Below are 26,838 nucleotides of genomic sequence, written 5' to 3'. Positions count from 1 at the left end.
ATGATAACATCCGTATATAATGAAAAAAATGGACAGCAGAAGAGCATTGCCTTCGCTGTCCATTTTTTTCATTTCTTTATTTATATTTTTTATCTTCTTTTTTACGCATTTCACGCTGCCAGATCAGCCCTTGCTCCAGCGCCATTTTCTTTGCAATTTTCGGCGCGTTCCAAAGAGGCGGCAGTATCAGTAACGATACCGGTACAGCAGATATAACAATCGAGTTTTGAATCGATGTAATACTGTCTTCCCCAATGGAAAGAATAGCTGCTGTAAATGCTCCAAAAAGCACAGCCCAGCATACCCGTAACCAGCGCTTCGGATTATCATGGCCCGATAGTGTAGCTGCAACGGTATAAGACATGGTATCGGCTGTTGTAGCAACAAATACAATCGATACCAGCAAGAATGCAACGCCCATTACGGTGCCAAGCGGAAGCTGATCGGTAATTGCCATCACAGCTGCCGGCATACCGCCCTCTGCTAATGCAGTAGAAACAGAACCTTCATCCTGCATTTCAAAGAAAATACCTGTTCCGCCAACAATGGAGAACCAGAAATTCGTTACAAGCGGGGCTGCCACTGATACTGCAATAACCAGCTCCCGAATCGTTCTTCCTCTGGAAATCCGGCTGATAAAGACAATAAGCATTGGCGCATAGCCAATAAACCATGCCCAGAAAAAGAGTGTCCAGCCTGACAGCCATTCGCCGTCTCCTCGGTAGAACATCATCTCGAACATATTTTGAATATGCACACCCGTTCCGCCGACAAATCCATCAATTATAAATGCAGTAGGTCCAATAATAAGAACAATAACGCCAAGAAGAATGGTAAATTGGACATTCCAGTTACTTAAATGATAAATTCCTCTATCTACTCCAGTCGCTGCCGAAATTGCTGCTACCGCAACCAGAGCGACCACTACTACAATGCTCATTGTCAATGTGTTCGGAACATCAAATAAATGATTTAAACCATAAGAAATCTGCAGCCCCAAGAACCCGAGCGGGCCCAATGTTCCTGCTGCTGTTGCAATAATAGATACGACATCTGCAGCCGTACCGATAACACTTTTTTCAAAAATCTTCTCTCCAAAAATAGGATATAATAATCCACGCGGCTTTAATGGATAGCCTTTTTGATAATGGACATACATCATAACGATAACAGCTAAGGTACCAAGAATTGCCCATGCAAGGAATCCCCAATGCATAAATGCTTGAGCAAATGCCCCTTCAATAAAGTTAAATTGTCCTCCGCCAAAAAGCGGCGGGGTATCCATATAATGATACATTGGCTCGGCAGCTGCCCAGAAGACACCGCCTGCAGCCAGCAAGGTAACTAATATCATACTAACCCAGCCAAAATAGCTGTATTTAGGTTTATCCTGTTTTCCTAATCTTACTTTTCCATACTTTGATATCGCCAATCCTAAACCGATAGCGAAATTAAGGAATAAGAGTATTTGCCAATAAGCTCCAAACCAATCAGCAGACAAATTAAATAGGGTATTTACTGCATTATCCACCATATCACTGTTGATCAGCGACAGGATAATAAATACTACTAAAAATCCTCCACTGATATAAAAAACTGGCCAATCTAAACCTTTTCCTTTTCCTGACTTCACATTTTACCTCCTGTTTTGTGTAAGCGCCTATCCTTACATTTATATATCATGGATAGACCTGGGGATAAAAGCAGCTTTTCCGTAAAATCCTTGACACGCTTTTATCCTCTCACGTGTTTTATTAGCACATATCTTTCTATTATAGTTACGTGCTTCCTACAACACAACCCGCATTTTAAAGACCTATTCAGCGAATTACTTTGAATATAGAAGTATTTCCCTTATTAAACATTATTAAACCCTTCTCAGTCCCCAAAATAAAAAAATCTCGCGGAATATAGCGAGATTTTCTTCTGATAATTTTTATTTATTTTTTCAAGTCTTACGAATTAATAATTTTATCAACGGTTTCTTCCACTTCATCTCTGGACATTTTTTCTTTCCCGGTTTTCAGAGCATTTAATGTTTTATGCGCAAGTGCCAGTGGAATACGGCAGAAAAGCAGGATATTTTTCGTAGTAATTTGCGTCATATATTGATCTGCTTTTTGCAAATTCGCTTCAGCGTAAGCAAACATTTCTTTTTTGGACCAGTCATCCGGAAAGAATCCGACTCCTCGTTCTGCGTCCTCGTCCACATTCCGTAATATATTCACAGCCTGTAATCCACGACCGTAGCCAATAGCCAAGTCACGATCTGTTTCGGTCCCATCATACCAATTCCATATATCAGACAGCATTACGCCGACAAGACCGGCTACATAATATGTATATTCATCTAAATCTTCTTTTGTCTGTACATTCCATTCTTTCCTTGTCCACTTGGCCATCCCCTCTGCCATTTCACTGGTTGAATCTTTTACTTTCTGCTCGATATCATCGGGGCAAAAATCAATCCAGTCCGGCAGGCGCAATGTCACCTCTGGAAGTTCCTTTTCATGAGGAGCTACCAACTGCTCATAAGCTCCACGCGGAAACACAGGTTCCTTCAACAAACGGCTTGTCTCCATTAATAAGTGCTGCTTTACTTCTGCATCCATTTCCTCGTGATCTTCTATCTCATCCACAGCGCGCATGCAGAGGTAAGCTGAACCAACTGTTTTCCGCAACGTTTTGTTCAACAGTTTAATGGGGATATAAAATGTTCTGCTCGTCTGTTTTAAAACCTTCATTGCATCTTTTTCTAATGTTGCTTTGCTGCTCACCCAAAACTCCTCCTTATTTCATGCGGTTAATACCAGTATAACAAACAAGTTTCTTTTTTTCCTTAAAAGTGTTGAATTCTCATTAATTTTCACATAAAATTCTTGTGCTATCTGTTCCTTTTAAGCTAAGATAATAAATAGTGTTTTGTAAAACGAAAATTCATTCCGTGGGAGTTTTTGCTTTTCTTCGCAATAAGTATAGATGCTGAAAGCGTTTGTTTAGACAATCATAACTAATCCAAGATAATTATAGATAAGGCGTGTTGTTTTATGAATAAAGGTGTGTATTTGTTAATGACCATTTCATTCGTTGTCGGAATGGTTGAATTAATTATTGGCGGCATTCTCAATTTAGTCGCAACAGACTTAGACGTATCCTTAGGAAAGGCAGGACTTTTGATTACGATTTTCTCTCTGGTTTTTGCTGTTTCCTCTCCTATTTTACTTTATTTAACAGCTTCTGTGGAACGGAAAAAGCTGACGATTATTTCTTTATTCATCTTTTTGCTGGGAAATATACTAGCTGTTTTTAGTTTGAACTATACGATGATTTTTATTAGCAGAATTATTTCCGCAGCAAGTGCTTCCTTATTAATTGTACTTTGTACAATGATGGCGTCCTCGATTGTGAAGCCTGCTTACCGCGGTCGGGCTATCGGCACCGTAAGTATGGGAGTAAGCGGATCTCTGGTTTTCGGAATTCCATTTGGTTTAATACTCGGTGAATCATTTGGCTGGCGGGCGCCGTTTGTACTTATTGCTCTCTTAACAGTTGCTTCTATTATATGTGTTTATTTGTTTATGCAGCGTGTTCCTTCTTCGGAAAAGCCCTTGCCGATAACAACACAGCTAAAAATGATTCGCAACCCAAAAATTCTTTTTATCCTGCTGACTACGTTCTTTGTGTTAGCTGGGCATACTGCGTTATACGGCTACTTGAATCCATTTGTAAAGGATTTTATGGAATTGGACGGCATCTGGTTAAGCGCCATTTATCTGATTTTTGGTATTTCTGCTGTCAGCGGCGGTGGTACAGGCGGCACATTATCCGATTTATTTGGACCAAAACGAACCATTCTTGCTGCCATTGGTTTATTTGTAGCTACGATTATAATTATCCCTGCTTCATCATTCCATGTGGTATTATTCCTTGTCGTGCTTATTCTATGGGGAATGCTCAGCTGGGCAGTCTCTCCACCGGTTCAAAGCTATTTGATTGAGACCTCTCCACAAAATTCGAGCATCCTGGTCAGCCTAAATAACTCTGCTTTGCATCTGGGTATTGCAGTCGGATCCTTTGTTGGAAGCATCGTCATTGAACAGGCCAGTGTAGATAAGAATGCCTATGTCGGCGGAGCAATCGTTTTATTAGGTCTGTTTACTGCTTTGATTGCCCTAAAGGGATATAAACGTCCGCAGGTTACAGCTGAACCTGAATAATATATGAACCCCTCTGAAAGCTTCTTTTTTTCAGTTTTCAGAGGGGTTCCTTTCTGCCCACACGCTATATTTTTAACGGAAAACAACAGCTGCCTCAGGAATACGTTTGTTTATCTTTCTCACCACATGAGCTCTTTTCCTTCTTTATAATAGTTCGTCTGTATATGACAATAGGAAACACTCCTAAAATAAACCCAGCCAGCGCAAAAATCTCTGTTTTCCCGATACTATAGCCAATACTTACACCCAGGCTTAAGAAAATAATAAATAATGCTCCGAGATGATAAATTCGCACAGTTCTCATCCCCTTTTTATCTATTTATATGAAAAAATAGCAAAAATGGCACAGCCGCTGGATTCATTCCGTTAAAACCATTCTAAAATGTGACGATTTTTTAAATCACTGATTATTTCGCTTTAAGAAAACGGTTACATATATAAACGCTTATCTTTTCTAAAAATTCGCTATTGCCTTACTCTCTTTTTCATGTTTAAATAAATTCAATATACAATAGGAAGCGTAGAGGTGGTAAGATGGAAGAGAAGGTTTCAGTAGGTTTATTAGGTCTTGGTGTCGTTGGATCAGGAGTTATTCACTTGATTGAAGATCATCAGGAAAAATTAGCCCATCAATTAGGCTGTAAAGTCGAAGTGGATAAAGTACTTGTGCGTAATATCGAAAAGGCTCGGAATATTGATGTGGATCAAAGCCTTTTAACAACCAACCCCGATGATGTTCTGGAAAACCCGAATATCGATCTTGTTATTGAAGTAATGGGCGGTATTGATCATACAAAGGAATATATTTTAAAGGCCTTTTCCAATAAAAAACATGTTGTTTCAGCTAACAAAGACTTAGTGGCTGTTCATGGTCCTGAGTTACAGGCGGCTGCAGTAAAAAATAATTGTGATTTTTATTATGAAGCCAGTGTTGCCGGTGGCATTCCTATCCTTCGCGGAATTAACGAGGGTTTATCCTCTGATCATATTCAAAAAATTATGGGGATTGTCAATGGAACAACAAACTATATCCTGACAAAAATGGACGAAGAAGGCGTAAGCTATGAGGATGCACTTGCAGATGCACAGCAGCTCGGTTTTGCTGAAGCAGATCCGACATCTGATGTAGAAGGCTTAGATGCAGCCCGAAAAATGGCTATCCTTGGCCGTCTGGCATTCTCTACACCTGTTGATTTGCAGGACGTGGAGGTAGAAGGTATCCATGGCATTGAATTAAAAGATCTTCGTTATGCTGCACAGTTGGGATATACTATGAAGCTTATCGGATTTGCAAACTTTTTCGACCATGAATTAGAAGTAAGTGTCGAACCTACCCTGCTGGCGAAAAATCATCCGCTGGCAAGCGTAAAAAATGAATATAATGCAGTATACGTGTATGGTGAAGCAGTTGGGGAGACCATGTTCTATGGCCCGGGCGCCGGCAGCCTCCCGACAGCGACTGCTATTCTATCCGATGTTATCGCAGCTATCAAAGCGATGCGTTTAGGCGTGTCAGGAAAGCAGTTAAATGACATGCAGTTTCCAAAAACATTACGTCCAAAAGAGAAACAGCATGGTCAATATTATGTGCGCCTATGCGTGGAGGACAAAACGGGGGTATTCTCAGAAATCTCATCGATTTTCCATGAACAGGATATCAGCTTCCAGCGTATTTTACAGACACCTGTGGATGAAAAAGATTCTGCAGAGATTGTGCTGGTTACACATGATACACCATACTCTCATTTTGAAGAAGTACTGAATCAATTAAAATCATTTGATGCAGTAAACGAGATAAAAAGCTATTACAAAGTAGAAGGAGATGCGTAAGATGGCTTGGAAAGGGTTAATTGAAGAATATCGTGACTTACTTCCTGTCACAGATAAAACACCCGCTTTATCATTATCAGAAGGAAATACACCACTTTATCATTTTCCAAATCTGTCAAAGGAATTGGGAATTGAATTATACGGGAAGTTTGAAGGCTTAAACCCAACCGGCTCATTCAAAGACCGCGGCATGGTCATGGCTGTTGCCAAAGCCATAGAAGAAGGCAGTAACTCTGTTATTTGTGCTTCTACCGGAAATACCTCTGCATCGGCAGCAGCTTATGCCGCTCGTGCAGGTCTGCGGGCGATTATCGTTATCCCTAAAGGAAAGATTGCGCTTGGAAAGCTGGCTCAGGCTGTCATGTATGGAGCAGAAATCGTAGAAATTGAAGGCAATTTTGACCAAGCGCTGCAGCTGGTTCGTAAAATCAGCGAAAAATCGCCTATTACTCTAGTAAACTCTGTGAATCCATATCGTTTGGAAGGACAAAAAACAGCAGCCTTTGAAGTTTGTGAGCAGCTTGGAGAAGCTCCTGACATCTTAGCAATCCCGGTCGGCAACGCTGGAAATATCAGTGCCTACTGGAAAGGTTTTAAAGAATTTAATGCATCCAAAGGTACAGCCCTTCCAAAAATGTTTGGTTTTGAAGCTGAAGGTGCAGCAGCTATTGTCAGAGATGAAGTAGTTGAAGATCCGGAAACGGTAGCAACAGCCATTCGAATTGGTAACCCGGCGAGCTGGGATTTAGCAGTTCAGGCAAGAGAAGAATCAGGCGGAATGATTGGTTCTGTCACAGATGATGAAATTGTATCTGCATTTAAGCTTCTTCCGCGCAAAGAAGGTGTATTTGCAGAACCGGGCTCAGCGGCTTCCATTGCTGGCGTTATCCAACAGGTAAAAGCAGGTAAAATTCCACAGGGAAGCAAGGTTGTAGCTGTATTGACAGGTAATGGCTTAAAAGATCCGCAAACAGCTATTGACCAGCTGACCATCGACCCTGTATCCCTGCCAAATGACGAAACGGCTATCCTTGAATATTTAGAGAAGATGATTACGTCATGATGCCGTTTCGCATCTCTGTACCGGCAAGCAGTGCTAATCTTGGCCCTGGTTTTGATTCCATGGGCCTTGCATTAGGTCTGTATATTCATTTGGACGTAGAAGCTTCTGATCATCATGCATTTTTCGCACACGGCTCTGAAAAACCCCAAGAAAATCATTTTATTTGGAACATTACAGAGCAGGTAGCTGCACGATACGGGACTGCCTTGCCTCCCTGCAAGGTGCAGGAGGTCAGTGAAATACCGCTGGCCAGAGGTTTGGGCAGCAGTGCTTCTGCGATTGTTGCAGGAATTGAACTGGCTAATCAGCTGGGAAACCTGCAGTTAACAAATGAACAGAAATTAGCATTTGGGACAGAAATCGAAGGGCATCCTGATAATATTGCCCCGGCTTTATTTGGAGGATTAACGATTTCTACTATGCTCGATGATGATATTCCTTCTGTCCGGCTTCATGATATTGAATTAGATTTAATTGCGTATATACCAGAAGTAGAGCTGAAAACAGAAGTTGCCAGAGATTGTCTGCCAGATACATATGAACGTAACTATGCAGCAAGAGCTAGTGCAATGAGCAACCTGGTTGTTGCTGCACTCTATTCCAAGGATTATCCATTGTTTGGGAAAATGCTCGAGAACGATTTATTTCACGAGCCTTTTCGTAAAACACTCATACCTAATTTTGATGCTATTCGTGAAAAAGCGAAAGAGCTTGGAGCATTTGGTACAGCTTTAAGCGGCGCCGGACCAACCATGCTTTCTTTTGTAGCAAAAGGAAATGGGGAAACAGTGAAAGAAACGATGGCAAAACAACTTGAAGGGTATCAAGTAAAGGTTTTAGAGATTGATACAAAAGGGGTTTCGATTTCTTAAAATAGTAAAAATGTGCAAGCGCGGATGGGAGACGCTTGCACATTTTTTATATGGTTTCATTATAGATCAGACCATTATCATTTTGAATATCAATGATTTTTAAGCGGTTATCGTCTTTGACAAAGATGGTTTTATAGTATTTCTCTCCATCGATTTCATAAAACATTACACGCGTTCCTTTATTATCTGTTTCGACAACCACATCATAGTCTCCCTCATCAATCTGTCCGCCAATGACTTCCTGCTCTTCATATTCATAGGAGGTGTCTGTATTATTATCAGCGGAAGTGCCGGTATCTGATTCATTCTCTTCTGTCGTCTCTTGATTCTCATCAGCATTATTATTTACTTCCTGCTCTGTATCAGCTTGACAAGCACTGACAATAAATAGTATACACAGCAGACCAATGATTTGTAATGTTCTTGTCATTTTATCTCCTCCTCCTCTTTTTTATTTCCTTTATCCAGTCATCTAAAACCCCTAGCCTTCTTTCTTTTTCGTTTGCTTTTTCCAGTAACCTTGTTCCTGGTGGGCCGATTTAAAAAATGAAACACCCATGAGGATAACTACGATGGAGAACGGAAGCGCCGCAATAATCAGCATATTTTGCAGACCTTGCGTACCGCCGAAGTAAACAATAATTGCTGCAACAGCTGATTGCATCATTCCCCACATAATTTTAACAGAATTGCGCGGATTAATAGTTCCTCCCGTACTTAACATTCCCAGTACAAACGTAGCCGAGTCAGCAGATGTAATAAAGAAGACGGCTACTACAATTATGGTAATGATAGACATCATCGTTCCAAATGGATATTCATTTAAAACTCCAAACGTGGAAGTTTCCAATGCAAATTCCGATATTTTAGCAATTCCATTCTGTTCCAAGTTTAAAGCGGAAGCACCAAAAACAGTAAAGAACTCAACTTTCGCACACTGAAATAGACATGTAACCCTTGATATAGTTAGGTAAACCTGCCACCCATTGCTGTACTTGATTTTTGATTAATTTTTGTATTGCTTTATTGGTATGCTGGATGACATCATCAAGAATCTCGATTAATTGCTGTAAAGCAACAGCCCAATCCAGTTCATCAATTTCATCACATAATTCATAAAATAAGCCGCCTAGTGTTCGATCATCCGAGTTACAACGGTTTTGCCAAGAAAGCACGATATACCTTGTAAATACAATCGTGGTATGGCTGATAAGGGCATCATAAGACCGGCTTTGGAACTCTTTTTGTAGATTCAAAAGCGATTTGGTTGTCTTGAAAAAGACTTCAATATCCCAGCGCATCCCATAGATACGAATAATTTCTTGATCGCTAAGGGTACAATCTGTACTCAAAATAGCGAGCCAGTCGCTCTTTTTATTACGATTACGCACAAATACGACTTTGACCGGCACACCGTTGGCTTGTGTGGTGTGAATGGAACGAAGAATGCTTTTCTTGCCGAATGCCGGTTTTGCCAGACGATAAAGTTCTTTTAAACTGACATGTTTGCCATCTACCAGATAACGTTGTTTTAAATTTTTAACCATGCCAACCACATCAAGTCCTTGTTCTTTGATGTCTTTGATCAGAGGCGGTTGGGTAAACCAGGAATCCATTAACACATAAGAAGCATCTATCCCGGCATTCATGGCACGCTGAAGCATACCCGGAATTTGTTCCGGTGCGGTTTGTAAGGCTTCCTGGCGACGTTTATATCCAGAACTGCGCTTATCGATGTCTTTAGAAATACCATTGATCTGATGCTTTTTCGAACTTAATAAAGAGAAGTCTACAGGCATAAAAGTTGCGCCATCGGACCATCCCAAAGTTAACATGCGGAACCCTTTATAAAACCTCATCTTTTGAGAAGCATGATCAAAACACCGGGCTAATAACTCTACTTTTTTGCTTCTATTCCGGTCATAAGAGGAATCATCGATGATAAATACTTTAGGACGACGATGACTCGTAAAGGCAGATACTTTTGAAATGACAGAAGAAGCCAAGGCAAGCAGAAAACGCCGCCAATTAAAAGTAGACTTGTTTAAAAAGCGATAAACCGTATCTTTCGCCGGAAGATCTGCGGACTTCTTACTATCCAGCATACGAAACCAATTTTTATGTTCAAAGATGAGACGAAAGATTAATTGAAAAATAATAGCACTAGAAATGCCAAAAGACTTGGTAATTCCAGCGTTACGCAAATGTTTTAGAACACCTAATTCTTTAAATACAGATTTTATTTCAGTTGGCAGTTGCTTATTCGGGTCATTATTCGCTATCATGGTAGGAGACACCTCTTCTGTTTTGGTAGTGATTCTAGACAAATCAACTATACCAAACGGAAAGGTGTTTTTTCATGTTTAAAATCTGTGTCAAGCAACCTACTACAGTAGCTACAAGTACTTGAGCTTATTGATTTTATTAAGTTTTTCTAGGTGCGAAAGTTGAGTAAAGAAAATAAAACAGACAATAGCTGGAACAAATAACACGCCCAGCATAAATTCCTTAATCGTTCTCCCTTTAGAAATGCGGGCAATAAAGATGCCCACAAATGGCGACCAAGAAATCCACCATGCCCAATAAAAGATCGTCCAATCATCAATCCAGCCTCTCTGTTCTGCATTCTGAGGAGCCATTCGCAGACTCATCTCAAAAAAGTCTGATACATAGCTTCCTAATGTATGTGTGAACATATTAAGAATGTATAAAGTAGGTCCGATGATAAATAGCAGGAGTAATAATATAAATGCCAGACCCATATTAAAATTACTTAAGTATTTTATTCCTCTGCCAATCCCGGACCAGGCTGAAACAATAAACAGGACAGTTGCTATGACTAAAATGAGCAGCTGCACTGGAAAAGTTCCAGGTGTACCAAATAAATAGGATAGCCCGCCATTAATTTGCGCAGATCCAAACCCTAAGGTCGCAGCAACACCAACGACAGTAGCAAATACAGCCAGGGTATCTATGATTTTTCCTGGAAGACCTTGCATTGCTTTCTTGCCGAACAGCGGGACTAATGTAGCGCTAATGAGTCCCGGGGTGTCTTTATGGAATTTAAAGTATGCTAATACCAGTGCCACCATGCCATATACTGCCCAGGCATGCATCCCCCAATGAAAGAAAGCATATTTTAAGCTGTCGTTAAGCGCTTGCTCTGAGCCCAGTTCTGCTCCAGGAGAACTGATAAAAGCATGGGAAATTGGTTCGGAAGTTGTCCAAAATACTAATCCCATCCCCATTCCTGCACTAAACAGCATAGTAAACCATGATAATAAACTAAACTCAGGTTTATCATGTTCTTTCCCTAATTTAATATTTCCATATCGTGAAAAAATAAGATACACACATAATACCAGCGTTAACATGACTAATAATAAGTAATACCAACCAAATTTTTCAGAGATAAACGTAGTAATCTCTAATGTAACCCCTTCTAAATTAACAGGAGCAAAGGAGCCCCAAAGAACTACAATAATACATAAAGCTAAAGCGTACCAAAACACGCTTGTTACACTTTTCATGCCTACACCTCTTCTATTTATTTGTTTTTATGTACAAGTATTCTAACTATTACCCGGGTCGCTATACTATCAAACCTTTGTATATCTCCTTCTTATTAAATCTTTTATTATAAGAAGCCCTCCCGGGAGACGGTTTGAAAACAGCAATTAATAGAGAATTACCGTGTTCCAAGCTATGCTGAAATTCCAATGTAATTAGTGAATAATACCTGTTTTAAAAACAACTTCCCTTAGTGTAGATAAGGTAGATTTTTCTTCGAATCCATACCCAAAGACTGTGCAGATGCAAGTAGTTTAAAAAGCGGTTTTACAGCGAAGATAAGCGGCCATTAATCGTATCATCCTTGTAATCGAAGGGAGGAAAAATTTCTAAAAGAGGATATTCAAAAAGTATTTAGAAATAAAAAAACAGGAAAGTCTGTCTTACTGACTTTCCCGCTTCATTATTTCTTCTATATTTATCCCATTAACGCTGTCATCAAAGCTTTTTGTGCATGCAGGCGGTTTTCGGACTGCAGGAAGACAACAGAATGCTTCCCATCAATCACTCCTGCAGATACCTCTTCTCCCCGATGAGCTGGCAGGCAATGCATAAAGGTGACATCTGCTTTTGCATTGGCAAGAAGTGCTTCATTTACCTGAAACTGCTGAAAGTCCTGCTCACGCTTTGTTTGCTCCGCTTCCTGCCCCATGCTTGCCCATACATCTGTATAAACGACATCTGCATTTTTCACAGCCTCGGCTGGATCATTACTCCATTCAATCGTTGCACTGTGTTCAGAAGCAAATTGTTTCGCTTTTTCCGTAACCTGCTCCTCCGGCTTATAATCATCTGGTGTTACTGTAACAATATGCATGCCCATTTTTGCAGCACCAATCATTAAAGAATGCGCCATATTATTACCATCACCGATATAAACCAGTTTCTGTCCCTGCAGCACACCTTTCACCTCTTTGATGGTCTGTAAATCTGCTAATACCTGACATGGGTGATAAAGGTCTGTCAATCCATTGATGACAGGGATACTTGCATACTTCGCCAGCTCCACCACATCATCCTGATTATAGGTACGGATCATAATTCCATCCAAATAGCCTGAAAGCACCTGTGCTGTATCTGCAATCGTTTCTCCCCTGCCAATCTGTATATCCTTGGAGCTTAAGAAAATACCTAAACCGCCCAGCTGATAGATACCTGTTTCAAAGGATACACGCGTTCTTGTCGAAGCCTTTTCAAAAATCATTCCTAACGTTTTCCCCTTCAAGGGTTCAAAAATAATCCCTTCTTTACTTTGCTTCTTTTGATAATCTGCTAATTCGATCAAATAGTCGATTTCATCTTTTGTATAATCAGCAAGTGTCAGAAAGTCTCTTCCTTTTAACTCCTGCTGCTGAAATTGGATTTGATTTGTTGTCATTCACGTACACCTCTTCAATAAGTTGTTATGAATTATTATGCAATAAAAAGAATATTTATTCAATAGTTTTTGAGATTTTTTTTATTCCATCATATCTTGCTTAATTACTTTTAATATCTTGTATACTCTTTACTAACTTTTTTTAAAAATTTTTAAAATTAAGGCTGAACAGTGAAATTACCTTATATCTTAAGGGAGCTCTCTTACTTGTATATAGATTTATTAAATAGGTATTTTTACTTGATTATTTCTTAATCCGACCGAAATAAAGGATAGATATACTTATTTTCATATATAATAAAGGGAGGATTATCAATGACCAATAAGAAAATTAGATCTTTAATGATGTTAAGATGTTAAGCATCGCGATTTTATTATTTTTTAGCACAATAAGTACGGAGAATATTGTATATGCAGATGAATTTGATGAAACATCAAGTACTGATTCTGAAAACCTTGAAGAAATTAAAGAAATTCAAAAAAATTTGCAAGAAGCAGATAGTGACAATAACTTAGATTCAAGTGAAATTAAAAATGCACCTGTTAATTTAGAGAAAACAGGAGACACAAAAGAAATTCAGCAGGATAATGATGACCTGAGTAATAAAACAAAGGACACTATCCAGCCAGTTCAAGATTCAGATACAGTTCAGCCACAAGCACTCTATGAAATAGATGGTTTAATTATGAACGCAACAAGTAATCTATCTCAAGCCGACCCTACAGATATTTTTTTCTTTAGTCCTACTTCAGACAGAGGGGTACTGACAAGACTCTCGTCTGATAATGCAAATTATGAAGTAGAATTGTATATTGTTGATTGGGACAGCATGATTATGTATAACACTGGAATTATAAAAGGTACTGATCAATGGCTACTTGTTCCTAATCTTCCAGCAGGAAATTATGCATTAGAAGTAAGGTCTACAGGAGAAGTAGGCGATAATTATAATCTGAGAATGAATGCTTCTATTCCACCTAACTATACGAATATCATAGAATTTACAAGTTCACTTAGTCATGTAGTAGCTGAGTATGCAGATAGTTCGGTTTATGCAAACGGTACTCACGTATTGAATTGGAGCAGTAGTAATTCAAATTTAAGTTGGAAAAGAGAATTCTATTTTTCAGACAACGGTGGTTATAATCGGCGTACTCATGAGGTTTATAATGTTCAAGTAAAAGATATATTACCAAATGTTTATTCGTATCATTCTAACTATACAAGTTCACAGCAAGTACTTTTTCTTGCTTTAGACATAGACACTGGGTTTATGTACAATGAATCACAGTATCAATCTGGTACAAATCCAATTTACCATAATTCATTTGTTGACACCTTAGGTAAAAAAAACACCACGAAGATTAGATGTACACGATTTCAATTATGGAGAGCATATTTTAGTCTTTGATATCAGCACAGGTAAAACAATAGATTTTTTTAGCGGTTTAAATTTTTATTATGCAGCAGGTATAGAACCGCTTCCTACCTATTCACCTCGTTAATTTATATATACCGAAGAATTATCATCCGTTATCCTTCCATTCTAAGATTATTGGAGGAAGAAAGTTTGGTGGATGTTTCTCAATCATAATTTTTATACTAAGAAGAGGTGAAAATATGCAAATTGATGGTTATTATACGGGAGTCGGCACCCCATATGTATCAAAAGAAACTTCTTTAGCAAATGTCAAGAAAACCAATGCACATTTAAAAATGTCAGATTCCTTACTACTCTCTGATGAAGTAAAAACCTTAAGAGAGCAAATGGATAAAGGTCACGAAATCATGGTAAACTCCATTGTAAATCCAAATGCTGATCCTTCTGACCTTTTTTCTTATCGTCCGTATCATCAATATTTGGTGTTTAGTCAATATTTAAATGAAACAGGTTTCTATGAGGATCACGACAAAGATACTATTCAGAATATGGAAAATATATTGATGCAAGTAACGGAAGCCCTTGATAGTTTAGGACACTATCATGTTAATGGAAGAATGGGCAGTGGAGGTCGCGGCGGTGGAGAATTAATGTTAAGTTCAGCTGAAGCACAGCTGGAATTTGCTTCTTCCGTATCTGCACTTCACGTATTCAGCGATAAATTTCTAACAGATAATTCTAAGGTGAAAGAAGGTTTTGACCAGCTTATCGACCAATATACTACACATAATAAAGATGCTGTTACGAATCATCGCTCTGTTCATGAAAAATTTTTTGAAGCTCGTGCAAAAATGACTAATTTGCCACCTGTTTCATTAGATGCAGAACAAAGAAAAAATCTAACTATCACGAATAAGCTTGGCGTCACAGAATATACATCTGAAGAAATTATGGATATGGTAGACAAATATACTAAACAGTTTAATGAACTGAAAGATGCTTCTGAAGTTGATTTGCTTATGTTTCAATTACAAGAACAATTGGTGAATTATGTGACAAAAGGATTCTCATCAAAAGATTCAAATTTACAAACAGCAAAAGATTCTATTAAAGAGCAAACAAATAAAACAATTAGTCATATTTCTGATTATTGGAAGATATTATTATCGTCCTAAAGATATCTATTGTAAAAGCAGCAAGTAATGAATTCATTGCTTGCTGCTTTTATTTACATTTGATGAGATACATTGTTCTCATCACAATTAAAACTACTCACCCTTTACCTGAATCATAACCACTACCAAATAATTCCTCTGCTTAAAATGCTTATTTATTCAATAGTTTTTGAGATTTTTATTAGCATTTTTCTGAAATAATTATAAAGGGAAACTTCATCCATAAAATCAGATTGTATTCTTTTTCTTACCTACGCTTTAATATTGAATAATATTGTCTCTAAAGCATGCAAAGCCATATGACGGTACTTTGCTTATATTTATACTTTGTGTTAGGTTGTATAGAAGCGAGTAAAATAATTTTACTTAACAGAATATTTCAGAAACGGTACGATATTTTTCAAAGTCCTTAAAGATGTTCTATGCCATGGGCAATCTTAAAACTTACATTACTCGCGGGACGGTGGTGATGAAATGAAAGAATCAGATTCATCAGGGTCTAAGCGAATGTGAATGATACGATTATCGGATTTTGAATATATACTTAAAAATGACTTAAGATATTTCAGCAGCCATTTTTCAACATTTTGCTGCTCATATCATTAAGTGCTTACTTACCGATATCAACGACTCTGAGAATTTTGAAGATACCTGATAGTGGATGATTATATGGACTTTGATTCGATTAAAAACGTAGTACCAAACGAACAATTTCAGAAAGGTGTTGTCATTTGTGAACGCATTAAAAACATTGTCAGCAGTAGGTATAGCTTCTATTTTTCTGCTTGCTGCATGTGGTAATGATTCAACAGAGGAAGATTCAGCAGAGGCTGGAGGAGACATTAATTATAGTGAAGAAGTGGACTACACAATTACAGGTATTGAACCTGGTGCAGGTGTTACAGAAACCGCAAATAATACGCTTGATACTTACGATAATCTTGATGGCTGGGAGCTTGAAGAAAGTTCAACAGTAGGAATGCTTGCACAATTGGCTGATGCAATAAGTAATGAAGATCCAATTATTGTTACTGGCTGGATACCACACCATAAATTTCTCCAATACGATTTAAAAATGCTCGAAGACCCGGAAGGTACGATGGGAGAGAGCGAATCTGCCCATACAATCACACGCTTAGGCTTAGAAGAAGACATGCCGGACGCTTATAAACTGCTCGATGCATTTAACTGGGAGTTAGATGACGTAGAACAAGTAATGTATGAAGCAGAAGATTCAGATGTTGAAACTGCTGCTTCTAACTGGGTGGAAGATAATCCGGATAAAGTGGATGAGTGGACTGAAAATATCGAAGAAGCAGATGGAGAAAAAATCGAGATTGGTTCTATGCCTTGGGAAGCAGAGCAAGCATCTGCAGCAGTTATGGAACAAGTACTCACCGAGTATGGCTATGATGTTACCGTAACAGAAGTCGACCCTGCCATTTTATTTGAAAGCATTGCCGGCGACAGTGTTGATGCAACCGTTGCTCCGGCATTACCAATAACACAAGGGCATTTGTATGATCGCTACGAAGGTGAATTTGTTGACTTAGGTCCAAACTTGGATGGTCTTCAAAATGGTTTTGTTGTTCCTGAATATATGGATATTGATTCGATTGAAGATTTAGAACCAAAGGAGTAGCCTTCTATCAAATACTTTAAAAGGACTGTTGTATCATCGATTACTTGACGATACAACAGCCTCTTTTTTTGTTTTTGCATAACTACAGTGTTATGCATCAATCTTTTACTTGAATCACGATCACTTTCAGATAATCTCCCTGCTTAAAGTGCTTATTCACCGCAAAATCACCCGGCAATGAGAATTCTTCCAGAATCGTATATTTCTTTTGTTTAGCCTGAAACCCGCGCTGGATCATCTCTTTGAATTTCTTCATTCCAAAAGAAGCAGTATTGGTGGATGCAATAATCACACCGTCCTTTTCCAGCAAGTCAATGGAATTCTCTATCAGCTCCGGATAGTCCTTTGCTGTCCGGAAGGTTCTTTTCTTAGAACGCGCAAAGCTTGGCGGATCCAAAACAACGACATCGAATTGCAGCTTCTTCCGCTTCGCATATTTGAAATAATCAAATACATCCATCACGATAATATCCTGCTGTTCAAAATCAACCTCATTTACACTGAACTGTTCAATGGTTTTACTTTTACTCCGTTTTGCTAAGTCTACGCTGGTGGTTTTTGCTGCTCCTCCAAGTGCAGCGGCTACGGAGAAAGCGCCGGTATAGGAAAAGGTGTTTAATACATGCTTTCCTTTTGCGTATTTATCGCGTAATGCTTTACGGACATCGCGCTGGTCTAAGAAAATGCCCACCATCGCTCCATCATTCAGGTAAACCGCATAGTTCATGCCATTTTCCTTTACGATAAGCGGGAATTCGCCTCTTGTCCCTTTTACAAAATCGTCACCCTCTACATACTGTCCTTTCGTGTCAAAGCGTTTCTTTTCGTAGATTCCCTGATAGTCACCCAGTTCATCAAAGACTTGTATAACCCAATCTTTGAACGCATAAATCCCTTCACTGTACCATTGGATAACATAGTAGCCTTCAAAATAGTCAATAATCAAGCCGCCGATTCCGTCTCCTTCTCCGTTAAACACACGAAAGGCAGTTGTTTCTTCTGCCTGATAATAGGAGCGGCGCTTATTTATCGCTGTGAGCAGCTTTTGTTTAAAGAAGCCTTGGTCAATGGTGTCTTCTTGTTTAAACGTTAACACCCAGCCCATTCCTTTATTTTGGCGACCTGTATAAGCCTGTGCCAAAAATTCTCCCTGCTGTGCATGAAGGGCAATGATTTCTCCTTCATGAAGCTTATCCGCTCCATGAATAGCTTCTTCTAAAATCAATGGATTTTGCTGTTTGATATGTTTTACATGCGTTTGTTTTACCGTTACCCGCTTCATTGCTTCACCCTTATTTCTTAACTATATTCGGGTCTTCAATCACTGCAAAAATGCAGGTATCTCTCAGTTCCCCGTTTTCTTCTATAACATCATTTCTCAAAATTCCTTCCAGTTCAAAGCCGGATCGTTCAGCAACTGTTTTACTTCTGCTATTTTTAGGATCACATCGGATTTCTACCCGATTTGCAGCGAGCTCCCGAAAAGCAAAGGAAGTCAGTCCTTTTACCAGCTCTGTGACATAGCCTTTTCCACTATGCTTTGTATCAACCCAATATCCAATCTCAAATTTTCTTACATCCCAATTAATGCGATGCAGACCGCTGGAAATCATAAATTCTCCAGTTTCTTTATCAAAAGCATGGAAACGTAAATCTTCTCGCGAAAGAAAGTTCAAATAAGCTTCCTTTGTTGTTTTTTGCACATCCTGCTCCGTCTGCTCCTGACGTGCAAATGGAAGCCAGGGCTTCAATTCATTGATAGAAGCCTGCATTGCAGTATAAATAGGCTTCCAATCTTCAGGCTTTGGCGCCCGGATAATTAAACGCTCTGTTTCAAATTGGTCTGGAAAGGATAATAAGATTGGTTCCATTGTATTGTTCTCCCCCACATCATAAAAATTATTTTTCACGCAGCTTCAAATAAAATTCACTTGTATTACCTTTTTCATATAAATTTGTCATAGAAGTAGAATATTCGTTGATAGTCGCGGAAAAAGCTATGGATTTCTCCGGGATTTCCACCTCAAAATCATTTTTATAAAGCAAGGATGTCACGTCATGATAGGTTTCACTAATTACATCAAATGAAAATGCAACCTGCTTTTTGTCAGCTGTTTCATCCAATTCAACCTGTTTCCCCTCAAACGATTGCCCATTAATTTTGATTTCCATGTAATCTCCTCCCTATTTACATCCTACGCGTTGGCTTCGACGTTCCACAAGTACAACATCGCGCCATCTGCCGTCTTCCATTTGTCCGATTTTTTCACGAAACCCGACCTTGCGAAAGCCCATCTTTTCATGCAGCTTCAGGCTTCCTGTATTTTCCGGAAAGATTTCGGATTGCAGTGTCCACATTCCTGCTTCTTCACTTGCTTCAATCAATGCTTGCAGCAGCTTTGTTCCAATGCCTTTTCCCATAGCATCTTTATGCAGGTAAATACTTACCTCGGCAACGCCCTGGTATGCTTCTCTTGCAGAAATAGGCAGCAGCGATGCCCAGCCAAGAATTTTCTCTCCCTCGCGGAAAACCAGCCGGCACTGCGGTAAATGATCTCGGTCCCAATCATCCCAGGATTTCCAGTCAGGTTCATTCATTTCAAACGTTGCATTCTGTGTTTCCATTCCATGATAGTATATTTCCAATACCTGTTCCCAGTCTTCCGGCTTCATTTGTTCAATGAAAAAACTCATACATCCAAGCTCCTTTTTCACGATAGATAGTGATTCATATATTACAGGCTTTTGATATGAATTTCTAGTGGATAAGACAAGTTACATAATTATTTGCTACAATAATTAGAAACGTTGAAAAAAGGAAGTGAATCAAATGAAAGTCTATGTCGATGCAGATGCCTGCCCTGTCAAAAACATTATTATAGAGGAAGCTGGTCACAAGAAGGTTCCTGTTGTGCTGGTAACGAGTATCTCACATTTTTCTTTACAGGAGTATCCAGAAGGGGTGGAAACCATTTATGTAGACACAGGTGCAGATGCTGCGGATTACCGGATTATGCAGCTGGCGAAAAAGAATGATATTGTCGTTACACAGGATTATGGACTGGCTTCGCTTGCACTTGCGAAGGGCTGTTATGTACTGCATCATAAAGGGTTCGCCTATACCAATGATAATATCGATCAGCTGCTGCAGTCCCGTTACTTGAGTGCGAAAGAGAGACGGAGCGGGAAGCACACTAAGGGCCCTAAAGCATTGACCGGAGAAGACCGGCAAAAGTTTCTTGAGCTTTTTCAAAAATATCTGCCGGAAAAGGGCTGAAAAAAACACTCTTTCTGTTTTCTTAACCTTCATTACCTGTTAGAAAACGTTAGAGTGCTTTTTTGTTACATTATTCCTCTTCCGTAAAAGCTGCATAATTTGTGGAGAATAAATGCTTTATCGGATCTTCCGGGTCAGCGATTTTTTTCGCATGATTGACTGCAATCGGTCCTTCATTAAACGCTCCGGCAATCAATCCAAGCTTATCCGGGTAATGCGCGATATCACCGATTGCAAATACTCCTTCAACCGATGTCTGCATGCTGGAATCCACCGCAATCATGCCATCAATCATTTCCAATCCCCACGTCGTGATTGGTTCCAGATTGATTTGAAAACCGTGATTAACCACCAGCCGGTCAACCTGAAGCTCTTTTTCCTCCGCTTCATCCTCTAAATGACCAAGGACCGCCTTTTCAAGCTGGCCATCTGTTCCATGCAGTGCTTTGATTTCATACGGTGTCATGATGCTCACACGCGAATTTTTCAGCTTGGTCACACTGCTCTCCAGTCCTTTAAACTGATTGCGGCGATGAATGAGCGTCACACTCTTTGCTATATTTTCAAGCTCCAGTGCCCAATCTACCGCACTGTTGCCGCCACCGGAAATCAGGACATGCTTATCATAATAATCTGCCAGCTTTCTTACCGTGTAATGCAGGCTTTTCTCTTCGTAATAGACTGCTTCCGGATGGTCCAATTTTACAGAATGTAAGGTTCCAAACCCGGTTGCCAGCATAACTGTTTTCGAATAATGAACATTTCCGTTGCTGCTTACAAGCTGAAAAATTCCATCTTCCATTCGCTGCATATCCACGACCTGTTCTCCTAAAACAATTGCCGGGTCAAATGTCATCGCTTGTTCTACCAGCTGTTCTGTTACTTCTTCGCCGGTAGCCTGCGCAATACCGCCAATATCGCGAATTACCTTTTCCGGATAAAAGTAAGGCACTTTTCCGCCAAGGTATGGCAGATATTCAATAATTTTGGTCTTCATTTCCCGCATTCCGCTATAGAAGGCGGCAAACAATCCGGCAGGCCCGCCGCCAACAATCGTTACGTCATAAATTTCTTCCTTCATGATTACCTACGTCCTTTCCCCATTTTTATTTTGTCTTCATCAGTAGATAAACAAAATAAGGTGTACTGACGATTGATACCACAATTCCCACTGGTATCGTAGTCGGTGCTAAAATATTACTTCCAATCATATCAGCTGTCATTAATATAAATGCACCCAGCAAGGCGGAAATCGGAATCACATAATGGTGCAGCGGTCCAACCAGCTTGCGGACAATATGTGGAACAACTAATCCTAAAAAGGCAATCGCTCCGCCTGCCGCAACGGATGCTCCTGCTAATGCGACAGCAATTAATAATAAGACGCCCCGCTCTCTCTCTACATGCGTTCCAAGACCAGAAGCAACATCATCTCCTAAATGAAAAACATTTAAGTTTCTTGCTTTTTTTATAGCAACTGGAATCAGAATCAGCATCCAAGGTAATAATGCTAAAACAAAGCTCCAGTTCTCACTCCAAATCTCGCCAGATAGCCAGATGGTTACCTGACGATAATTTTGTGGATCCATTCTTAGCTGTAGAATAGTCATAAGTGCGCCAAATGCTGCGTTTACCCCGATTCCGACCAGCACAAGCCGAATCGGTGATACTCCTTTTTTCCAGGCAATGGCATAAATCAAAACGGCCGCCGTAAAAGCTCCAATTAACGCAACAAAAGGAAGCATGTAAGTGCTGAGCGCACTGGTTGCCGGAATAACTCCCTGAAAGAAATAAAGGAATAAGACAATGGCAAAGCCCGCGCCTGAATTAATTCCCAATATCCCCGGATCAGCAAGTCCATTTTGGGTAATGCCCTGCATAATGGTTCCGGAAACAGCCAAGCCGGCTCCAATTAATAATGCTAAAATAATACCCGGCAGCCGAAATTGAAACAAGACAAGCTCCTGCCTGTCTGATCCCTGTCCCATTAACGTTTGAATGACTTCTCCGGGAGAAATCGAAATGGCACCCAGATTTAAACTGATAAAGGAAAAAACAATCGTTCCGATAATCAATATGCTTATTATCATCCAAAACCGAAATCTCTTTTGCTTTTCTACTGTATTCATTTTCTGTCACCCCCGCTGCCTCTGGCTAAATAGAGGAAGAATGGAACACCGATAATCGATGTAATCGCTCCTACCGGTGTTTCAAAAGGGGCATTGATAATTCGTGCAATCAAATCTGCATTTACCAGCAATAAAGCTCCAAACACTGCGGAGGTCGGAATAATCCAGCGGTAATCTGTGCCAATAATAAACCGTGTGATATGCGGGATAATCAGCCCCACAAACCCGACGGAACCCGCAACCGAAACCGCCGCACCAGTTAATATTAAAACAACCGCAATCCCGGCAATTTTAATAAAGGTGTTATTCTGCCCCAAGCCAGTAGATAAATCATCACCAAGACTTAAGACCGTAATTGATTTTGCAATGGATAATGCCAGTACAATCCCTATCACTCCTGCAACAAGGAGGAGGCTTATCGCATTCCAGCCCGCTCCATCTAAACCGCCTGCAAGCCAAAAGCCGATATCTCTCTCCAGCTGAAAATGCAGAGAAAGTATCGAGGAAACAGATCGTAATAATGTACCAATTGCTACTCCAGCCAGTGCCAATTTAACCGGTGTTAACCCGCTGCTGGAAAAAGAGCCGATTAAAAATACCAGTGTTACTGCGATACCTGCCCCAATAAATGAAGCAAACATTAAGCCCACATTCGAAACTGCCGGATAAAAAGCAAGAATGATTACAAGCATAAATGCAGCACCGTCTGTTACCCCCATAATCGATGGAGAGGCAAGCGGATTCCGTGTCATCCCCTGCATCACAGAGCCCGATACAGCTAAAAACGCCCCTACCAGCACTGCAGCCAGAGCCCGAGGAATCCGGAGCTCCCAAATAACCTGATGCGCCTGCTCTCCTTCACTAAACTGGAAAACAGCCTGCCAAACCGTATGTAAATCTACTGTGGTTGCACCATAAGAGATAGACATGCCAACCGAAAAAACAACGAGACAAATGCCTATCATATTTATCAATACTTTTCTTAATTGAGAAGAATGTGAAAACAATCTCATTTCTTGTATACTCCTATTATTTCTTCATAGAATATGATTGTGCTATGATATCACTTTTTAAAGTGCAAAACAAAAGTCCTTTCCTATTTCTACGTACTAAAAACAATGTATCTCTATTGTGCTGTAACGTATTGACTTTCTAATTGAAAGTGATTATCATTATCGTTAGACGTTCATTATAACATAAAAGGAGAAAAAGAGATGAACAAATTAATGCAAAAAAGATATTTATTTATATTGATACTTACTGCCCTCTTACTTCTTGCTGCTTGCGGCAACAGTAATGATGGCGAATCTGATGATGCAGATACATCCGGCGATACCGACGAAGCAGCTGAAATTACTGTTGATTCGGAGATGGGGGAAGTTACTATTCCTGCAAATCCCGAAAAAATCCTTGCTTCCTATAATGAGGACACGTTGATCGCGCTTGACGAAACGCCTGTCGCAAAATGGGCAATCGGCGAAAGTGTCCAGGATTATTTGGAAGAAGATCTTGCAGATGTAGAAACCATTGAATGGACACTGCCTTTAGAGCAAGTGCTAAGCATAGAGCCTGACCTTATTATATTGGACCATACCTTAGATAACTATGAAGGCTCTTATGAAGACTATGCAGCAATCGCTCCAACCTATGTACTGTCCGAAGAAGAAGTAAATGATTGGAAAGTACGTTTACAAAAATTTGGAGAAATCCTTGGAAAAGAAGATGAAGCGGAACAAGCATTGGCAGATTACGATGAAAAGGTAAACCAGGCAAAGGAAGAGCTTAATGACACATTAGGCGATGAATCTGTTGCAATGATGTGGGTTGTCGGCGGCAAATATTTCTTGTTTGAAGAAAACCGTCACACGGCAGATATGATTTACAATGAATTAGATGTAGAAGCTCCTGAGATTGTAGAAGAACTTGGAAAAGGCGAAGAGGCTTGGAACCCAATTTCTTTAGAAAAGCTTTCTGAAATGGATGCCGATCATCTGATTATTTTAGGCTACGAAGACGATGAAGGCATCGAAGCATTGAAAAACAGCAACGTCTGGAATAATACCGACGTTGTTCAAAATGATCAGGTCTACTACATTGAAGACGAAAGTAACTGGACAAACAGCGGTCTCGTTGCTTCAGAACAAACCATTGACATGCTTGTTGATTTATTTAAATAAGACATCAAGTTAAATAAAACAACATGCTTTATCATTTAGAACCCTTATGAAATCAAATGTATTCTCATTGATTTCATAAGGGTTTCTTTTTTTAATCAGGTTAATATAAGGTTCTCTTCGCCTCCTCTTTCTCATATATTTTATTAAATTGTCACCTAATTGAAAACTATTATCATTGACTATTTACCCTTCTAGCAATAAAATGAAGTTAGTAGCTATACGCACCTTTTTAGGTCAGGAGGCGTTTTCATTGAACTCATTAACAGCAAGCAACTTAACACTTGGGTTCGGAGATCGGATTATTATAGATGAATTAGACATTGCTATCCCTAAAGGGGAAATCACTGTTTTTATTGGCCCAAACGGCTGTGGAAAATCAACTTTATTACGTTCTTTGGCACGTTTATTAAAGCCAAAGCAGGGATCTGTTATATTAAATGGACAAAATATCGCTAAAATGCGTACACGAGATGTTGCGCAGAATATGGCTATTCTGCCTCAAGCGCCGACCAGCCCCGAAGGATTGACGGTTTATGAACTTGTCAAACAAGGCAGGCACCCTTATCGCAAGGTGATGAAGCAATGGTCCAAAGAGGATGAAGACGCGGTACAAAAGGCATTAGAAGATACAAATATGTCCGATTTAAAAGATCAGTCTGTCGATTCGCTGTCGGGCGGACAGCGTCAGCGTGCATGGATTGCCTTAACGTTAGCACAGGATACAGACATTATTTTATTGGATGAACCGACTACTTATCTTGATTTAACCCACCAAATCGATGTGCTTGACCTTCTGTTTGAATTAAACGAAAAAGACGGCCGTACAATTATTATGGTACTGCATGATTTGAATCTGGCAAGCCGCTATGCGCATCATATTATTGCGATTAAAGATAAAAAAGTATATGCACAGGGAAAGCCGGAGGATACCATTTCCGCTGAGCTTGTCTCCGCCGTTTTCCGGATGCGGTGCAATATTGCATGTGACCCGATTTTTGGTACGCCAATGTGTATACCGCATGGACGCGGAAACTGTTTGATTAAAGATGCTGTACAGGAGAATTCCATCCATAAGACACCAAGAGCTTTATAATAAGACTGGAAAAACCAGACAATGATTTTATCAAAATCGAAGTTTGTCTGGTTTTTTCTTTGTTCCTGCAGGGATGATGATTATACAAGGAATCATGGTTCAAGGAGGAAAGAACAATGAACGGATCAGCGGAAGGATATATAGAATTTTTTGTATATGTTATCGGAATGGGAATCGTTATATTCCTGCTGAGTATGCTCCTAAAGGAAAAAAGAATTATTCTTCCTTTGATTACTTGTCTTTTAAGCTTTTTACTCATCCTGACAAGCTTTTTTGTTACAGACGGCTGGCAAGGATTAGGACTGCTATTTATAGGAGCTTGCGCTTTGTTAGCCTCCATCTTAAATATCTTACTAATGGCTGGAACCACATGGTATAAATCGAAAAATGAGAAAGAGTAATTACTGGCTGTATATATTGAAGTAAGAAGTTACATTTTTGTATTACTCATTAAAGTGAATGATGATTGAAGCAGTAACCAGCGGAAGAAAAACACGGAGACTCCTATGGGAAAGCGCAATGGTTTTCGGTGGGACGAGTAATCGCAGTCCCAGTCCCAGTGTGAAGACCCCGCAGAAAAAAAGCGTACTTCTTTTTTTCTACCCGCGGGGCATAAGTGCGACTATGCTTCTGTCTACGCCTGCCGGCTTGCCATTCAGCAAGTCTTCTTTTCACCCGCAGGGCATAAGTGCGACTATGCTTCTGTCTACGCCTGCCGGCTTGCCATTCAGCAAGTCTTCTTTAAAGGAGATGAGCTCGGGCCCATGGAAAGCGTAGTGTTTTTCTGTAGCGAAGCTTTTAATATTAAGTTAATATTAATTTCAATTTATGTATCCATTTTCTTTTAATGACAAAACTTCTTATTTCCGCTATACTGTAATCAACAATAATCGAAAGGGTGAACAAAGGGAACATGAAGTACTAATCCTGTTTTTTTAAAAGAATGAATTTCATAAGAGGATGATAACAGCAGATCGGAAACTCAGAATCCGTGTGCCCTCTTGCTGTATTATTTTTCATGCTCTCATGGAAC

The 26,838-nt window shown here is 39.7% G+C and carries 26 protein-coding genes and 1 pseudogene; 12 read left to right on the top strand and 15 right to left on the bottom strand.

The window, feature by feature from the left end; genetic code table 11:
- Window positions 1-76: 76 nt before the first annotated feature.
- Both BN997_RS10540 and BN997_RS10535 read right to left on the bottom strand, forming a co-directional pair.
- A complete protein-coding gene (locus BN997_RS10540) occupies window positions 77-1,633 on the bottom strand; it encodes a BCCT family transporter (RefSeq protein ID WP_042532072.1) in 1,557 nt (518 codons plus the stop codon).
- Window positions 1,634-1,955: 322 nt separating this feature from the next.
- A complete protein-coding gene (locus tag BN997_RS10535) occupies window positions 1,956-2,777 on the bottom strand; it encodes a squalene/phytoene synthase family protein (protein ID WP_042532071.1) in 822 nt (273 codons plus the stop codon).
- A gap of 270 nt (window positions 2,778-3,047) precedes the next feature.
- On the opposite strand from BN997_RS10535, the gene BN997_RS10530 reads away from it, so the two are divergent.
- Window positions 3,048-4,217 (top strand): MFS transporter, encoded by a 1,170-nt coding sequence (locus BN997_RS10530; RefSeq protein ID WP_042532069.1) that lies wholly within the window; start codon window positions 3,048-3,050, stop codon window positions 4,215-4,217.
- A 94-nt stretch (window positions 4,218-4,311) separates the two neighbouring features.
- On the opposite strand, the gene BN997_RS10525 is transcribed toward BN997_RS10530, so the two are convergent.
- A complete protein-coding gene (locus BN997_RS10525; protein ID WP_042532067.1) occupies window positions 4,312-4,512 on the bottom strand; it encodes a hypothetical protein in 201 nt (66 codons plus the stop codon).
- A gap of 239 nt (window positions 4,513-4,751) precedes the next feature.
- Between BN997_RS10525 and BN997_RS10520 the strand changes: the two genes are divergently transcribed.
- The 3 genes from BN997_RS10520 to thrB are packed head-to-tail and all read left to right on the top strand — an operon-like array spanning window position 4,752 to window position 7,982.
- A complete protein-coding gene (locus BN997_RS10520) occupies window positions 4,752-6,047 on the top strand; it encodes a homoserine dehydrogenase (RefSeq protein ID WP_042532066.1) in 1,296 nt (431 codons plus the stop codon).
- 1 nt (window position 6,048) lies between these two features.
- Window positions 6,049-7,110: a threonine synthase gene (gene thrC, locus BN997_RS10515; protein WP_042532064.1), complete on the top strand. Its 1,062-nt coding sequence runs from the start codon at window positions 6,049-6,051 to the stop codon at window positions 7,108-7,110.
- A complete protein-coding gene (thrB, locus tag BN997_RS10510; RefSeq protein WP_042532062.1) occupies window positions 7,107-7,982 on the top strand; it encodes a homoserine kinase in 876 nt (291 codons plus the stop codon). Before thrC ends, thrB begins: the two co-directional genes overlap by 4 nt.
- A 46-nt stretch (window positions 7,983-8,028) precedes the next feature.
- Here thrB and BN997_RS22230 read toward each other — a convergent pair whose 3' ends face one another.
- The 5 genes and pseudogenes from BN997_RS22230 to argF form a co-directional block, all read right to left on the bottom strand.
- A complete protein-coding gene (locus BN997_RS22230; protein ID WP_052484982.1) occupies window positions 8,029-8,412 on the bottom strand; it encodes a hypothetical protein in 384 nt (127 codons plus the stop codon).
- Window positions 8,413-8,463: 51 nt separating this feature from the next.
- Window positions 8,464-8,982, bottom strand: coding sequence for a BCCT family transporter (locus BN997_RS10500; protein WP_084612917.1), 519 nt, complete (start codon window positions 8,980-8,982; stop codon window positions 8,464-8,466).
- A complete protein-coding gene (locus BN997_RS10495) occupies window positions 8,906-10,267 on the bottom strand; it encodes an IS4 family transposase (protein ID WP_042531668.1) in 1,362 nt (453 codons plus the stop codon). Before BN997_RS10495 ends, BN997_RS10500 begins: the two co-directional genes overlap by 77 nt.
- Before the next feature lie 168 nt (window positions 10,268-10,435).
- Window positions 10,436-11,512: pseudogene (locus BN997_RS10490) on the bottom strand (BCCT family transporter); the annotation flags it as partial.
- A gap of 458 nt (window positions 11,513-11,970) precedes the next feature.
- Window positions 11,971-12,930, bottom strand: a complete 960-nt coding sequence (argF, locus tag BN997_RS10485; protein WP_042532058.1) for an ornithine carbamoyltransferase — start codon at window positions 12,928-12,930, stop codon at window positions 11,971-11,973.
- 353 nt (window positions 12,931-13,283) lie between these two features.
- Here argF and BN997_RS10480 point away from each other — a divergent pair, with 353 nt between their 5' ends.
- The 3 genes from BN997_RS10480 to BN997_RS10470 all read left to right on the top strand — a co-directional run bounded on the left by BN997_RS10480 (window position 13,284) and on the right by BN997_RS10470 (window position 17,129).
- Window positions 13,284-14,342 (top strand): hypothetical protein, encoded by a 1,059-nt coding sequence (locus tag BN997_RS10480; RefSeq protein WP_052484981.1) that lies wholly within the window; start codon window positions 13,284-13,286, stop codon window positions 14,340-14,342.
- Window positions 14,343-14,551: 209 nt separating this feature from the next.
- On the top strand, window positions 14,552-15,487 hold the full coding sequence (locus BN997_RS10475) for a hypothetical protein (protein WP_052484980.1): 936 nt from the start codon (window positions 14,552-14,554) through the stop codon (window positions 15,485-15,487).
- A 733-nt stretch (window positions 15,488-16,220) separates the two neighbouring features.
- A complete protein-coding gene (locus tag BN997_RS10470; RefSeq protein WP_042532056.1) occupies window positions 16,221-17,129 on the top strand; it encodes a glycine betaine ABC transporter substrate-binding protein in 909 nt (302 codons plus the stop codon).
- A gap of 97 nt (window positions 17,130-17,226) precedes the next feature.
- On the opposite strand, the gene BN997_RS10465 is transcribed toward BN997_RS10470, so the two are convergent.
- The 4 genes from BN997_RS10465 to BN997_RS10450 are packed head-to-tail and all read right to left on the bottom strand — an operon-like array spanning window position 17,227 to window position 19,823.
- Complete coding sequence (locus BN997_RS10465) at window positions 17,227-18,411, bottom strand: class I SAM-dependent rRNA methyltransferase (RefSeq protein WP_042532054.1); 1,185 nt, start codon at window positions 18,409-18,411, stop codon at window positions 17,227-17,229.
- Between the two features lie 10 nt (window positions 18,412-18,421).
- Window positions 18,422-19,000, bottom strand: coding sequence for a GNAT family N-acetyltransferase (locus BN997_RS10460; RefSeq protein WP_042532052.1), 579 nt, complete (start codon window positions 18,998-19,000; stop codon window positions 18,422-18,424).
- Between the two features lie 28 nt (window positions 19,001-19,028).
- The gene (locus BN997_RS10455; RefSeq protein WP_042532050.1) at window positions 19,029-19,301 is read right to left on the bottom strand and encodes a DUF3219 family protein; all 273 of its coding nucleotides are present in this window, start codon (window positions 19,299-19,301) and stop codon (window positions 19,029-19,031) included.
- A gap of 12 nt (window positions 19,302-19,313) precedes the next feature.
- A complete protein-coding gene (locus BN997_RS10450; protein ID WP_042532047.1) occupies window positions 19,314-19,823 on the bottom strand; it encodes a GNAT family N-acetyltransferase in 510 nt (169 codons plus the stop codon).
- Window positions 19,824-19,959: 136 nt separating this feature from the next.
- On the opposite strand from BN997_RS10450, the gene BN997_RS10445 reads away from it, so the two are divergent.
- Window positions 19,960-20,406 carry a YaiI/YqxD family protein gene (locus tag BN997_RS10445; RefSeq protein ID WP_042532045.1) on the top strand — a complete coding sequence of 149 codons (447 nt, stop codon included), beginning with the start codon at window positions 19,960-19,962 and terminating at the stop codon, window positions 20,404-20,406.
- Between the two features lie 70 nt (window positions 20,407-20,476).
- Here the strand turns inward: BN997_RS10445 and BN997_RS10440 are convergent, their stop codons facing one another.
- The 3 genes from BN997_RS10440 to BN997_RS10430 are packed head-to-tail and all read right to left on the bottom strand — an operon-like array spanning window position 20,477 to window position 23,548.
- Window positions 20,477-21,487 carry an NAD(P)/FAD-dependent oxidoreductase gene (locus BN997_RS10440; RefSeq protein WP_042532043.1) on the bottom strand — a complete coding sequence of 337 codons (1,011 nt, stop codon included), beginning with the start codon at window positions 21,485-21,487 and terminating at the stop codon, window positions 20,477-20,479.
- A 25-nt stretch (window positions 21,488-21,512) separates the two neighbouring features.
- A complete protein-coding gene (locus BN997_RS10435) occupies window positions 21,513-22,535 on the bottom strand; it encodes a FecCD family ABC transporter permease (RefSeq protein ID WP_042532041.1) in 1,023 nt (340 codons plus the stop codon).
- Entirely contained in the window at window positions 22,532-23,548 is a 1,017-nt protein-coding gene (locus BN997_RS10430) for a FecCD family ABC transporter permease (protein ID WP_042532039.1), read from the bottom strand. Before BN997_RS10430 ends, BN997_RS10435 begins: the two co-directional genes overlap by 4 nt.
- Before the next feature lie 201 nt (window positions 23,549-23,749).
- On the opposite strand from BN997_RS10430, the gene BN997_RS10425 reads away from it, so the two are divergent.
- The 4 genes from BN997_RS10425 to BN997_RS10410 all read left to right on the top strand — a co-directional run bounded on the left by BN997_RS10425 (window position 23,750) and on the right by BN997_RS10410 (window position 26,582).
- Window positions 23,750-24,712, top strand: a complete 963-nt coding sequence (locus tag BN997_RS10425; RefSeq protein ID WP_042532037.1) for an iron-hydroxamate ABC transporter substrate-binding protein — start codon at window positions 23,750-23,752, stop codon at window positions 24,710-24,712.
- A gap of 202 nt (window positions 24,713-24,914) precedes the next feature.
- The gene (locus BN997_RS10420; RefSeq protein ID WP_084612916.1) at window positions 24,915-25,805 is read left to right on the top strand and encodes an ABC transporter ATP-binding protein; all 891 of its coding nucleotides are present in this window, start codon (window positions 24,915-24,917) and stop codon (window positions 25,803-25,805) included.
- Between the two features lie 116 nt (window positions 25,806-25,921).
- On the top strand, window positions 25,922-26,206 hold the full coding sequence (locus BN997_RS10415) for a YesK family protein (RefSeq protein ID WP_042532030.1): 285 nt from the start codon (window positions 25,922-25,924) through the stop codon (window positions 26,204-26,206).
- A 118-nt stretch (window positions 26,207-26,324) separates the two neighbouring features.
- Complete coding sequence (locus BN997_RS10410) at window positions 26,325-26,582, top strand: iron-containing alcohol dehydrogenase (protein WP_139089069.1); 258 nt, start codon at window positions 26,325-26,327, stop codon at window positions 26,580-26,582.
- The last annotated feature ends 256 nt before the right edge of the window (window positions 26,583-26,838 follow it).

The organism is Oceanobacillus oncorhynchi (assembly GCF_000821065.1).
Taxonomy (GTDB): Bacteria; Bacillota; Bacilli; order Bacillales; family Amphibacillaceae; genus Oceanobacillus; species Oceanobacillus oncorhynchi.
This window is presented reverse-complemented; position numbering and strand designations above follow the sequence as displayed.